We start from the raw sequence: 13,208 nt of genomic DNA on the forward strand, positions 1-13,208 counted from the left end.
GGTCAGATCAGGCGGACAATTCAGTTGCCGTTGGTTGCGGTCGCGGTGCCGGCGCTGCGCCAGGTCAGCGTGGCGGAGGGGACACGATTACCGTCGCTGTGCTCGAGGGCAAGGATGCGGTCATGGTCGAGGGCGGTCAGCGCGACCGTGTAGATTGCGACATCATCTTCAAAGCCATCGACCGGGATCAGCAGCATGCCGTCCTCAGTGCCGGCGCGGAACTGACGCCCGCGCCGCTCGAGGCCGGCATCGATCAGCCGTCCCTCGGCGACCGCGGTCAGGTTCGTACTCTCGGCGGCCTTGGCGGCGCTCTCGCCGTACTGGATCGTGATGCCGTGGAGCAGCCCATCGCGGGTGAGCTTGGCCAGCGGCAGCGCGATGGTTGCGACCGCCATGCGGTGCGACAGCGGGATCCGCAGACGGAGATCGCCGAGCCCGGTGTGATAGACAGTCACGGTCTCCAGCGACGCCTGGCTGTCGCGGCGGAACAGGCCGACCCGCAGCGTCCCGCATGGCGTTTCGCCGAACACGTTCGCGGGCAGGCGATTGGCGCCGAACAGCGTGTAGAGATAGGCGTGCGACGGCGACAACGCGGCAAGGCTGCCCGCCAGCCACATCGGAGGGGCCGGCGCCGTGCAGGCGGCGGCGAGACCGCGCGCGACGATGCAGTCATTGACGAAGCTGGCGTCGAGCAGCGGCGCCAGCGCCTGGGTGCCGAGATTGACGTCATGCTTGATGCTGCCGAGCAGCACGAGCTCGTCATCTTCGGGCAGCAGCAGGAGACGCCCGAGGACCGCCGCGGCCCAGCGCGCCGCAACCGCGGGGTCCGCGTCGGGCTGCAACGCGTAGCGCGGCGCCAGCTCGCGGGCACGCGACACATAGGCCAGCGTTCCGGATTGGATTTCGGCCGCCAGTGCCAGCTGCGCGGCCGGACGTTGATCGCCTTCGCGCAGCACCTCGCCGCCGCGATAATCGCGCGCCGATCCTTCCGCGGAACAGCAAAGCTGCTCCAGCAGCGCGACGTTGCGGATCAGCATGCGCTTGACGTGCGGCGTGACGATGCGATCCGAGATCAGGCCCTCGGCGGTGTCGTCGTCGGCGATGTCGTCAAAGGCATCGTCAAGCGTCAGCAGATAGGCGCCGTGCAGGCGAATGCGAATGCCCTCGTGATCGAAGATGCGCCGCAGCGATTTCTGCACGCTTGCGGAATAACCGAGGTCGACCAGGATCAGATCGGTGCAATCGTCGAAATCCCGGATCTGCGCGCGAAGGTAGGTGAGCAGACGGGCTCGGACGCCGGCAGCGATATCGGTGATTTCGCGCCGGTCCATCAGATCGGGCAGGGCGTCGGCGAGCTCGCGGCCGCTCGCAATGCCGTCGGGATACTGCGCAAAGAACTTCATCACGGCCGGTGGCTGCACCTTGACGATATCGACAAAGGTCGCCGCGTCGATCTTGACGACGCGGCTCAGCAGTTCGGAGAGCGGCTCAAGCGTATCGGCGGATCCGACCAGACTGACCCGACGATTGATCTCGACATAGGCGCCGCTCTCGCCGTGATTGGCCTGCCAGACGCGATGCGGCAGCAGCCCGTCGCGGCCGAGGAATCCGATCGCGACGCGCGCGCCATCGCGCGCCAGCGCGGCGCGTCGCGCTTCGATGAAGGCGTCGAACGCCGCCATCACCGGGCCGAGCACGGTCACGCCGAGGTTGAACGCAGGCGAGTGTTCGGCGCTGCGCGCCGTCACCGCACGCCGCAACGTGCGGGCGCCGCAGTCGAGCCGCGACGGCTGATCGGGACATAGCAATTCGAAGATCGATGTTTCGCGCTGAAACCTGGAGGCCAGTGCGGCGCTGGCCTGCGGATAGTAGCGCGGGCGGATGCCGTGGCGCTGGGCGCCCTTGATATCGGCGTTGTGGTTGTCGCCGACATGGAACGAGCTCGCCGCATCGATACCCTGCCCGGCGAGATAGGCCTCAAACAGCGCTTCGCTCTTGCCGGAGCCGTGATCGCACGACGCGTAGAGGAAATCCCAGGTCAGTCCCGGGCTGCAGGAGCGCAGCAGCTGCGCGAGCTGGTCGCTGCTCCAGTAGGTGTCGGAAATGAAGCCGGTGCGAAAGCCGCCGCGCTTCATGTCCAGATATTGCTCGAGCATTTCCGGATTGACGCGGCAAAGCTCGAGCTCGGCTTCGAACTCGAGTTGCGCGAGATCGCTCAACGCAGCGCGGCTCAGGCCGAACAGCCTGAATGGAAAGTACTTATAGATATCGGCGATGCGCACTTCAGTGGAGCCGCTGCGCTCCTGCGCGAGCTTGCGCGCGCGCGCCTCAGCCTGGATTCGATGCTGAACGAAACTGAGAGACATATTCGGAAATTTTTCAGCAACGCGGGAAAGCTGAAAAACCCTTTCAAATACGCCGTCCGGCGTCGTGCAGGCGCGCAACAGAAATGTATCGAAAACATCGAATGAACATGCAGAAACATTCTGCGCTCGACGCGTCGCGTCGACCGTCATGATCGTCATGCGCAAAATTCCCGCCAGTCCTCATGCATTGAACGCGTGCGTGAGACAAATCAGGCGCGTCAGTTCAAAAAAGTTGATGCGGGATTCGAAAACGCGCGCTTCGCGACTGACAGATTCAAAAAATCCGATAACGTCGAAATGGTGATTCGGAAAAAATTGCCTAGTCGCAATCGTCGAATGCAAGATGGCGACCAACGGTGATGGATCACTCGCATGCTCCGCGCATGCATGTGTTCGCGTGGCGTTAGTTGATGTGACAACAGCGTTTTCCGACGCGACGAACTCTCCCGCGGGAATGCGAGGCGATGCTGAACGACTGCTCCAGACTCCGTAGAAATCCTGCCCGCGCCTCGGAGCAGCGGCAGCTTTTGCCGGGCGGTCGGCAAAAAAATCCAGCTAAGCGTTTGAAAAATAACGAAAAAACTTCGCCTGGTTTACTCAGCCCCTCCGTTCAACGCTCAGAAGCCGCATGGGATGTGTGCCTGCGGCGTTGGTTGGAGAGCGGCGGATGAGTTACGCGCTTGATGTGATGGCAGCGGTCGAGGTGGAGGCTACGGCGGCCGCGGCTGCGCCGGTCGAAGCGACTGCTCCGTGGAGCAACGTCCCCATGATCGCCGATGCGGGCCCGCTCGACACTGTCGAGATCCAGGACGAAGACAAGGACCTGCTCGACCGCCTCGCCGCCGGCGACGAGGTGGCGTTTCGTGCTCTCGTCGAACGTCACGTCGATCGCGCCTACGCGATCGCGCTGCGCATCGTCGGCAACGCCGCCGATGCCGAAGACGTGGTGCAGGACACGATGCTCAAGGTGTGGACGCATCGCGGCCGCTGGCAGCATGGCCGCGCCAAGTTCTCGACCTGGCTCTATCGTGTCGTCAGCAATCGCTGCATCGATCTGCGCCGCAAGCCGCGCACCGAAAATGTCGATGTCGTGCCGGAGGTCGCCGACACCCAGCTCGACGCCTCGACCGTCATCGAGCGCAATGAAATCGGCAATCTTCTGGAGGTCGCGATGCAGCGGCTGCCCGAGCAGCAGCGTGTCGCGGTGATCCTCTCCTACCACGAGAACATGAGCAACGGCGAGATCGCCGAGGTGATGGACTCGACCGTGGCCGCGGTGGAGTCGCTCTTGAAGCGCGGCCGCCAACAGCTGCGCGAAATGCTCAAGCGGCACGAGCGCGACCTGCGCGGCGCGTTTACCGACTGCTAACCATAAATTCCGGCTTCTGAAGATTTCGCGCCTGACCACCGGCGGCCGACCCGTTTGATCGGGCGGACGGGGGCTGGATCCGCGTCACCTCTCTTTTTCACGATGCGGCATGCCATGCCCCATCAGCACAGGAGCTACTCATGCCCGCAATTTCCACCAACACTGCCGCCAACTCAGCGGTCCGTTACCTCAACATCAACTCGATGCAGGAAACCAGCGCGCTGTCGAAGCTGTCGAGCGGTTCGCGCATCACCTCCGCTTCCGACGACGCCGCCGGCCTCGCGATCTCGACCCGCATCTCTTCCGACATCACGACGCTGCAGCAGGCCGCGACCAACGCGGCGCAGGCGACCTCGATCCTGCAGACCGCCGACGGCGGCGCCTCCAACATCTCGGACATCCTGGCCCGCATGAAGTCGCTGGCTTCCGAGTCCGCCTCCGGCACCGTGGCCGACTCCAGCCGCGCCTACATCAACTCGGAATTCACGCAGCTCAAGGGCGAAATCGACTCCATCGCCTCCGGCACCCGCTACAGCAGCCAGAGCCTGCTTGATGGTTCGAGCGTGTTCTCCTCCGGCGTTTCGGTGCTGGTCGGTTCGACCTCGGCCGACACCATCACGATCACGCTGACCAGCCTGACGGCGTCCTCGCTCGGCGTGACCTCGCTCGACGTCTCCAGCCTGTCGAGCGCCACCAGTGCGATGTCGGCGCTCGACAGCGCGATCGACACGGTGTCGTCCGCCCGTGCCGAGATCGGTGCCCAGGAATCGCGCTTCAACTTCAGCGCCGACTCGATCTCGACCCAGACCCAGAACCTGCAGTCGGCCAATTCGGCGATCAAGGACGTCGATATCGCGGCTGAGCAGGCGACGCTGTCCTCGGCCGAAGTGAAGACCCAGGCCGCGGTGTCGGCGGAAACGGCGGCCAACCAGATGCCGCAATACCTGCTGAAGCTGCTCGGCTAATTCGAAAGACAAATCGGGCCGGCATGATGCCGGCCCGATTCCTTTTGCGGCGGAAGTGTCGACATGACGGTTAGCAGCGCCACCTCGGGCACCTCGAGCACATCGAGCACGACGTCGTCGAGTTCCGCCAGCACGGTGACAACGACCGGCACGACGAATTCGACCAGCATCGATTGGGATGCCCTGATCGAGGCGGAGGTTAATGCCAAACTCGCCGCAGCGACCTCGATCACCACGACGATCACGGCGAACCAGGCCAAGGTCACCGCCTACCAATCCCTGCAGACCGAGCTGTCGACGCTGGCAAGCGGGCTGTCGTCGCTCAGCACGTCGATCATCAATTCGATTGCCACCAACGCGTTCGCCACGCGCTCCGCGACCATTTCGTCGACCGGTGACGTCAGCGCCTCGTCGGCGCTCAACATGAGCGTCAACAGCGGCTCGGCGACCGGCGACCACACGCTGCAGATCACCCAGCTCGCGACCGCGCAGAAGGTGATCGGCTCCTCGCAGTCGAGCGCGTCGACGGCACTGGGGCTCTCCGGAACGTTCTCGCTGGGGCTGGCGGGCGGCGCCAGCACGGCGATCTCGATCACCAGCGGCATGACGATGCAGGATATCGTCGACACCATCAACGCCCAGACCTCGAGCACCAATGTCCAGGCCTCCGTCGTCCAGGTGTCGAGCGGGTCGTACGAGATGGTGCTGACCGGAACCCAGGACGCCGCCGACATCACCTATTCGTCGACGTCAGGCGACGACATCCTGAACAAGCTCGGCGTCACCGACACATCCGGGGCCTTCGCCGACGTGCTGCAGAAGTCGCAGGCCGCGGAATTCACCCTCGATGGCATCGCGCTGACCCGCAACACCAACGACATTTCCGACGTTCTCTCCGGCGTGACCTTCGACCTGCTGCAGCCGACCCCGAGCGGCACCAGCCTGAACGTCAGCATATCGACCGACACCAGCCAGATCACCACGGCGCTGCAGACCTTCGTCACCAACTACAATGCGTTTCGCGACCAGGTCATCGCGCAATCCGCGCAGAACTCCGACGGCACGGCGGCTTCGAGTGCGGTGCTGTTCGGCGACAGCACGATGCGCGATCTCATGACCCAGCTTCAGCAGGTGCTCAGCGGGACCGTCGGCGGCATGACGATGGCCGATCTCGGCCTGTCATTCAACGAGAACAACGAGCTGCAGCTCGACACCGGCACCCTCTCGACCGTGCTGACGCAGAATCTCGCGGGCGTCACCAGGCTGCTGTCGGCGCAGACGACCACGTCGTCCAGTCAGCTCAACGTCGTCAACACCGGCACCTCGCCGCAATCCTTCACGCTCGACGTGACGGTGGATTCGAGCGGCACGCTGACCGGTGCTTCGGTCGGCGGCGACAGTTCCGGCTTCTCGGTGGTCGGCAACTCCATCATCGGCAATTCGGGCACGATCTACGCCGGCATGGCATTCACCTATACCGGCTCGACATCGCAGTCGGTCACCGTGACGTCGACCTCCGGCCTTGCGACGCAGCTCTATCAGCTCGCGCACACCAGCTCCGGGACCAGCGGTCAGCTGCAGACCATGATCACCAATCTGCAGTCGCGCGATACCGACCTGCAGTCCCAGGTCAGCGACATCCAGAGCAACGCGGCGACCTTCAAGGCGCAGCTGCAGGTTCAATACGCCAATTATCAGGCCGCCATCGAAAGCGCGAACAACACGCTCGGCTACCTGAAAGCACTCCTAGATTCAGCATCGAGTAACTGATGACCCAGAACGCAACTGCCTACCTCGCCAACAATGCCTATCGATCCGCCGCGGTTGCGGTGCCGCCGTTGAAGGCGGTGGTGATGCTCTGCGACGGCGCCATCACGCTGCTGCAGAAGGCGCTGGACGCGCACGAAGCGAAGCGCTTCGAGGAGGGCCACACCTATCTGACGCGGGCGACCGCGATCCTGCGCGGATTGAGCCACCATCTCGACGTCACCCGCGGCGGCGCGATGGCTGATCGCCTGTTCCGGACCTACAACACGCTGATCATGGCGTGCCTGCGCTCCTACGGCCGGCCGCACGCCCGGGAGAATTTCCGGCGCATCATCGCCAGCCTGACGGAACTCCGCGACGCCTGGAAGTTCGTCGAGGCAACCGCCGGCAAGGCCGCCAAGGCCAAGACGCTCGACAAGACACTCGACAAGACGCTCGAATCGGCCGCCGGCCGCTGAGCGGGCGAATCGGCCGGCGAACCCCGGTTCGCCGGGAGGGGCAGGGCGCTCGGGCGGGCGTCCTGTTGGGGAAAAAGGCCGCTCGGTGAGCATCATGCTGGACCTGACGCTACGGCGGCGGAAATTGATTTCCGCCGTCCCGCGAATGCTTTATGACAGCCTTGGCGACGAGGCGGGATCTGCACGCGGGATGGACGTTGCGACATTCGAAGACCTGATCGACCGGCTGGGGGAGGATCTGTCCCGTTGGCCCGACGACCAACGTCTTGCCGCCGTCCAGCTGCTTGCATCCTCGGCCGAGGCGCGGACGCTTTATGAGGCGGCGAGCGCTGTCCGCCGGGCGATCGCGGCGCCGCCGGTTCGCGCACCCAAGGGCCTCGTCGACCGTATCGTGATCGCGGCGGCAAAACTGCCCCAACAGCCGGCCTCGGAGCCGGCCCCGCCCGAGGATCAGGCGATCGAGCCGCAAGCTGCGGACGAATCGACCCAGCCGGGCAAGGTGCTGCCGGCGCTGTTGCTGGCGCTCTGCCTGTTGCCCGCGCTGATGCCGCCGGCGTTGCTGCTCGGCGAGCCGGAGCTGCCGATCAGCCTCTCGCTGTAAGCTCTCCGCATCATTCCTACTGCACTTCGCGCTGCGCCGCGGCCGCTCGGCCTGCGCACATCTGCACGCCTCGCATGCCTGCGGCCGATCGGCAAAATCTGCCGATTAATCAAATGATTTCAGGTGGATGAATCCGCGCCTGAATTCGGCGCGTCATCCGTTTTATCTGCGAACGACTTCACGATCCCAATGTTCCAACGCGTTCCGTCGCCTTACCCGCGGCGAAGAGAGCCTTGTCATGACCGTTTCCTCGGCAACCTCTGCTGCAGCCTCCGCCGCCTCGAGCTCGTCGTCGAGTTCGTCGACCAGTGCGTCGATGGGGATGAGCTCGACCGATTTCCTCAACCTGCTGGTCAGCGAGCTGCAGAACCAGGACCCGCTGAACGCCACCAGCACGACCGACTTCATCAACCAGCTCACCTCCTACGCCAACTTCACCGAGCAGCAATCGACCAACGCCAGCATGACGTCGCTGGCGAGCTCGTTCTCGAGCCTCGTGACGCTCAACTCGGTCAACTATATCGGCCACACCGTCGAGGCGAAGACCAACACCGCGGAGCTGACCAACGGCTCGGCGACCTTCGGTTACTCGCTCACCTCGGCCGCGTCCAATGTCGCGATCACGATCCAGGACTCTTCGGGCAACACGGTGTGGAGCGGCAAGGGGACCGGGACCGCCGGCTCCAACACCTTCACCTGGAACGGCCAGACCTCCGACGGCACCCAGCTCAAGGACGGTGGCCAGTACACGATCCAGGTGACCGCGACCGACTCCGCCGGAAACTCGCTGCTTAGCTACACCACGATGACGGGAACGGTGACCGGGATCGATGCCTCAGGCTCGACGCCCTCGCTGCTGGTGAACGGTGTCCCCGTCAGCGCCGCCAACATCATCGGCGTCACGTCCTGATTGCTTCCGGAGTATTATCATGAGTCTCACTGGTGCTCTTTCCTCGGCGATCTCGGCGCTCAATGCGCAGAGCCAATCGCTGGCAATGATTTCCGACAACATTTCCAACGCCGACACCACGGGTTACAAGACCACGTCGGCGATGTTCGAAGATCTGGTGACGGCGTCGAACAGCGCCACCTCGTACACGTCCGGCGGCGTCAACGTGTCCGGCCGCGCCAATATCAGCCAGCAAGGCCTGCTGGCCGCGACCACCAACGCCACTGACGTTGCGATCCAGGGCAGCGGTTTCTTCGTCACCACCAACGCGACGACCGGCGGCACCACCTCGTATACGCGCAACGGCGCGTTCACCACCGACAACGCGGGCTACCTCGTCAACAACGGCAACTACCTCGAGGGCTGGCGCACCGACGCGCAAGGCAACATCATCGGCAATGCCTCTGCCGCAAGTCTCGGGCCGATCAACACGCAGGTCGCCTCGACCAGCGGCAGTGCCACCACCAAGACCACCGTCGCGGCGAACCTGCCGGCCGATGCAGCGATAGGCGCGACCTACAACAGTTCGATGACGGTCTACGACTCGCTCGGTACGGCGAGCACGATCCAGATCGACTGGAAAAAGACCGCCGACAATACTTGGCAGGCCAGCTTCGAGCAGCCCAAGCTCGCGTCGGACTCCACCACGGCCAGCGCCAACGCGATCACCGATACGGTGGATATCACCTTCAACAGCGATGGTTCGCTTGCTTCGACAAGCCCGAGCCCGCCGACCATCTCGATCACCGGTTGGAAGGATGGCGCGGCCGACAGCTCGACCGCCAATGGTACCGCCATCACGCTCAATCTCGGTACGGCGGGCAAGACCGACGGCCTGACGCAATATTCGTCGGGCCAGACCACGCCGGCCGTCGACCTCACGAGCATCACGTCGGACGGCCTGCCTTACGGCAAGTTGAGCAGCATCGCGATCGGCAAGGGCGGCGTGGTCGACGCCACCTATTCCAACGGTCAGACCATCGCAATCTACAAGATCGCGGTCGCGACCTTCAGCGACCCCAACGGATTGAACGCGGCCAGCGACGGCATGTACTCGGCGACGGCCGCATCCGGCAACGCCACGCTGCAGACTTCGGGCAGCAACGGCGCCGGCACGATCTACGGCAGCGAGCTGGAATCGAGCACCACCGACACCAGCGGCCAGTTCTCCAACATGATCTCGGCGCAGCAAGCCTATTCGGCGGCATCGCAGGTGATCACCACCGTCGACAAGATGTTCGATACGCTGATCTCGGCGGTGTCGCGATGATGACGGAGAAGAAGAATGACCGTTTTCTGGTCAGGCTTCAGCGGCTGAAGATGAGGGCCGCTGCGGTCCAGCCGAACGATCGGGCACAGATCACCGCGCTGCTCGACGACGTCGGAACGTTGCGAGATCAGCTGATGCGCGAATGCGTACGGCTCGACCAGGAATTCAACCGGGCCACGGCCCAGGTAACCGCCATCACCGCGTATGGGCGCAGCGCGCAATCGGTTCGCGCCCTGCGTCGCGGACACTAGCTTGAACGGGAGCGATGACATGACACCGGAACGCAACATCAAGATCAATCCCGCGGGCAATGACGAGCGCGCAAGGTCGTTGATCACGCTGATCGACAATCTGATCGCGATCGTGAACGAGGAGAATGTCGAGCTCGCCAAGGGCCTGCCGGCCTCGCGGCTGAAGCAGGTCGACGAAAAGAACCGGCTTGCCACACTGTTCGAGCAGTGCGTGGCGGAGGCGGTCGGCCAGACCGCAAACCTCAACGTCCACGACCGTGTGCTGCGTGAGCAGCTGATGGATCGGATCCTGAAGCTGCGGGTTGCGATGGACGAGAACGTGATGCGGCTGCGTGCGGCGATCGACGCCAGCAACCGCAGGATCGAGGCGATCATGCAGGCGATCCGCGAGCAGATCGCCAACGTTTCGCCTTATGGGGCCGGCGGCCGTCGCGTCACGCCCGCGATGTCCTATGGCACCAACGTGCGGGCCTGATCGGGCCGGCGCCGGAGGGATCAGGCCGTGTCGTCGCTCGATATCGCACGAAGCATCGCATTCAGCGGGCTGTCGGCCACGCAGGTGCAGATCAGCGTAACCTCGGCCAATATCTCCAACGCCGACACCAAGGGCTATACCGAGAAGACCGCCAACCAGAGCAGCAGCGTCACCAGCGGTGTCGGCACCGGCGTCACGATCTCGGGGATCACCAGCACGGTCGACAAATTGCTGCTGAAGTCGCTGGTCGGCGCCGATTCCGATCTCGGCGCCGCCGACACCAACAACAGCTACCTGACCGAGCTTCAGCAGCTCTATGGCAGCACGTCGAGCAGCGGCAGCTCCACGACGGGGACCTCGCTGGCCAACACGATTGCGGCATTCGAATCGGCGCTGTCCTCGCTGGCGAGCACGCCGAGCAGTGCCTCGTTGCAGGCGAACGCCGTCAGTGCGCTCGCTGCGGTCACCGATCAGCTGCAGCAGACCTCCAGCGGCATCCAGAAACTGCGCTCCAATGCCGACCAGGACATCGCCTCGTCGGTCACCGACATCAATTCCGACCTGCAGCAAATCTCCGACCTCAACAAGCAGATCAAGCAGGAAGCGGCCGCGGGCCAGTCGACCGCCGATCTCGAGGACCAGCGCAACAGCGCGCTGCAGGACCTCGCGTCGCAAATGAATGTGAGCTACTTCACCAACTCCAGCGGCGACGTGCAGGTCTATACCGGCTCGGGACAGGCTCTGGTCGACAGCACGGCGCATCCGCTGGGCTACACGCCGGCGTCCAGCGTCACGGCGTCAACGACGTACACCGCGGGATCGGCGACGAGCGGCTTCAGCGCCATCACCGTCAACGGGGTCGACATCACCTCGCAGATCACCTCCGGCAAGGTCAGCGCATTGATCACGTTGCGCGACCAGACGCTGCCGGCCGCGCAGTCGCAGCTCGACGAGCTTGCCCAGCAGCTGACCGCGACCGTCAACGCCGTGTCGAACCAGGGCACGTCGCTGCCGCCGCCGGCGACCTTGACCGGCACCGCCACCGTCAGCAACGCAACGCCGTTGTCGGCGAGCGGCACGGTGCGGATTGCGGTTACGGACAAGAGCGGCAATCTGGTCTCCTACAAGGATCTGGATATCTCGTCTGATACGACGGTTGGCGCGCTGGTCAGCGATATCAACAGCAACGTGCCCGGCCTAACGGCTTCGATCGATTCCAACGGACATCTGACGATCTCGGCGACCGGATCCGGCAACGGCGTCGCCATCAACGAGATGACGAGCTCGATTGGCAGTCCCGGCGAGGGATTTTCGGACTATTTCGGGCTCAACGACCTGATCACCGGGACCAGCGCCTCCAACATCGCGGTGCGCAGCGATATCCTGAGCGGAACGGCGGCGCTGCCGACCGCGACGCTCGATGCGTCATCGACGCTGACGGTCCCAAGCTCGGTGCTGTCATCGGGTTCGGCAACGGTGGTGAACGCGCTCTCGAGCGCGCTGACGGGCTCGACCAATTTCGCGATGGCGGGTGGGCTCGGCGCCACCACCGGCTCCTTCACCGACTATGCGGCTGCAATCGTCGCCAACGTCGCCGGCAAGGCGAGCCAGGCGTCGGCGACCTACACCGCAAAGCAGACCGCGCAGTCGACCTACGCGAATTCGCTGTCGTCGCAGTCCGGCGTCAACATTGACCAGGAAAGCGCGAATCTGAGTTCGTTGCAGAACAAATACGCTGCCGCGTCCCAGATCATCACGGCGATCAACGCCATGTTCTCGGCGCTGATGACCGCGATGAGCGCAAGCTGAGTGTGAGGTCGTCGTCATGATGATGCGTGTTGCCACCTTCGCGCAGTCGGATCAGATGATATCCAGCGCGCTGCGGGTGCAGGCGGTGATGGCCAACGAGCAGGTGCAGGAGTCCTCCGGGCTGCAATCCGAGGATTTCGGCGGTTACGGTTCAGGCGCCGGCCGCGTGATCAATCTGCAGGTCTCGGTGACGCGCGCCCAGTCCTACATCGATGCCAGCAGCCTTGCCGACAACAAGGTGCAGGCGATGTATTCGGCGGTCGGCTCGGTGAACGACATCATCACGCAGCTTCGCACCCAGCTCAGCGCGGCCACCACCGGCAGCAGCACGGCGACGGCATCGGTGATCAACTATGCCCAGCAGGCGATGGCGCAGATGCAGGGACTGCTCAACACCCAGTATGACGGTGAATATGTCTTCAGCGGCGCCCGCACCGACACGGCCCCGGCCGATCTGTCGAGCTTCGACACCGGCACCGGCTCGCTGACGACATCGGACACCAGCTACTACAAGGGCGACAGCGAGATCGCGTCGGTGCGCGTTTCGGACAGCCAGTCGATTTCCTACGGCGTCACCGCCGACAATCCGGCCTTCGAGCAGGTCATGCGGCTGTTGAAATATGTCGGCAACAGCACGACCCTGTCGTCGAGCGATATCTCGCAGGCGCTCGACCTCGCCAGTAATGCGCTGGACGCAACGTCCACGGTGCAGGCAAAACTGTCGACCGCGGCGTCGCAGATCGAGACCGCCAGCACCGACCAGAGCGACTACCAGAACTTTGCCAAGACCCTGTCGACCAACCTGACCAGTGTCGACGTTGCCGCGGTGACGGCGCAGCTTTCGACCTATCAGGCGCAGCTGACGGCGTCTTATTCGGCGATCGCCAAGATCCAGAGCATGAATCTGGCGAGCTATCTGCGATAGCGG

Annotated in this window: 12 protein-coding genes; 11 read left to right on the forward strand and 1 reads right to left on the reverse strand. The window is 64.0% G+C overall.

Features of this window, described 5'->3' with window-relative positions:
* Positions 1-20: 20 nt before the first annotated feature.
* The gene (locus BRSPCE3_RS18275; RefSeq protein WP_309296314.1) at positions 21-2,366 is read right to left on the reverse strand and encodes a hypothetical protein; all 2,346 of its coding nucleotides are present in this window, start codon (positions 2,364-2,366) and stop codon (positions 21-23) included.
* Between the two features lie 667 nt (positions 2,367-3,033).
* Between BRSPCE3_RS18275 and BRSPCE3_RS18280 the strand changes: the two genes are divergently transcribed.
* The 11 genes from BRSPCE3_RS18280 to BRSPCE3_RS18330 all read left to right on the forward strand — a co-directional run bounded on the left by BRSPCE3_RS18280 (position 3,034) and on the right by BRSPCE3_RS18330 (position 13,205).
* Positions 3,034-3,735, forward strand: a complete 702-nt coding sequence (locus BRSPCE3_RS18280) for an RNA polymerase sigma factor (protein ID WP_244067382.1) — start codon at positions 3,034-3,036, stop codon at positions 3,733-3,735.
* Between the two features lie 140 nt (positions 3,736-3,875).
* Positions 3,876-4,700, forward strand: coding sequence for a flagellin (locus tag BRSPCE3_RS18285; protein WP_076859051.1), 825 nt, complete (start codon positions 3,876-3,878; stop codon positions 4,698-4,700).
* 63 nt (positions 4,701-4,763) lie between these two features.
* A complete protein-coding gene (gene fliD, locus BRSPCE3_RS18290) occupies positions 4,764-6,470 on the forward strand; it encodes a flagellar filament capping protein FliD (RefSeq protein ID WP_244067386.1) in 1,707 nt (568 codons plus the stop codon).
* Positions 6,470-6,925, forward strand: coding sequence for a flagellar export chaperone FliS (gene fliS, locus BRSPCE3_RS18295; RefSeq protein ID WP_244067387.1), 456 nt, complete (start codon positions 6,470-6,472; stop codon positions 6,923-6,925). Before fliD ends, fliS begins: the two co-directional genes overlap by 1 nt.
* 94 nt (positions 6,926-7,019) lie before the next feature.
* The gene (locus tag BRSPCE3_RS36115; RefSeq protein WP_309296315.1) at positions 7,020-7,526 is read left to right on the forward strand and encodes a hypothetical protein; all 507 of its coding nucleotides are present in this window, start codon (positions 7,020-7,022) and stop codon (positions 7,524-7,526) included.
* A gap of 238 nt (positions 7,527-7,764) precedes the next feature.
* Positions 7,765-8,436 carry a flagellar hook assembly protein FlgD gene (locus BRSPCE3_RS18305; RefSeq protein WP_244067389.1) on the forward strand — a complete coding sequence of 224 codons (672 nt, stop codon included), beginning with the start codon at positions 7,765-7,767 and terminating at the stop codon, positions 8,434-8,436.
* 19 nt (positions 8,437-8,455) lie between these two features.
* Positions 8,456-9,745: a flagellar hook protein FlgE gene (gene flgE / locus BRSPCE3_RS18310; RefSeq protein ID WP_244067391.1), complete on the forward strand. Its 1,290-nt coding sequence runs from the start codon at positions 8,456-8,458 to the stop codon at positions 9,743-9,745.
* Positions 9,745-9,996 (forward strand): hypothetical protein, encoded by a 252-nt coding sequence (locus BRSPCE3_RS18315; protein ID WP_309296316.1) that lies wholly within the window; start codon positions 9,745-9,747, stop codon positions 9,994-9,996. The genes flgE and BRSPCE3_RS18315 overlap by 1 nt, the downstream gene beginning before the upstream one ends.
* Positions 9,997-10,015: 19 nt before the next feature.
* Positions 10,016-10,471, forward strand: coding sequence for a flagellar protein FlgN (locus BRSPCE3_RS18320; RefSeq protein WP_244067394.1), 456 nt, complete (start codon positions 10,016-10,018; stop codon positions 10,469-10,471).
* Positions 10,472-10,498: 27 nt separating this feature from the next.
* Complete coding sequence (flgK, locus tag BRSPCE3_RS18325; RefSeq protein WP_244067395.1) at positions 10,499-12,280, forward strand: flagellar hook-associated protein FlgK; 1,782 nt, start codon at positions 10,499-10,501, stop codon at positions 12,278-12,280.
* Between the two features lie 16 nt (positions 12,281-12,296).
* Positions 12,297-13,205: a flagellin gene (locus BRSPCE3_RS18330; RefSeq protein WP_244067397.1), complete on the forward strand. Its 909-nt coding sequence runs from the start codon at positions 12,297-12,299 to the stop codon at positions 13,203-13,205.
* Positions 13,206-13,208 lie beyond the last annotated feature (3 nt).

Origin of the sequence: Bradyrhizobium sp. Ce-3, from assembly GCF_022835695.1 — a bacterium.
Lineage (GTDB): Bacteria > Pseudomonadota > Alphaproteobacteria > Rhizobiales > Xanthobacteraceae > Bradyrhizobium.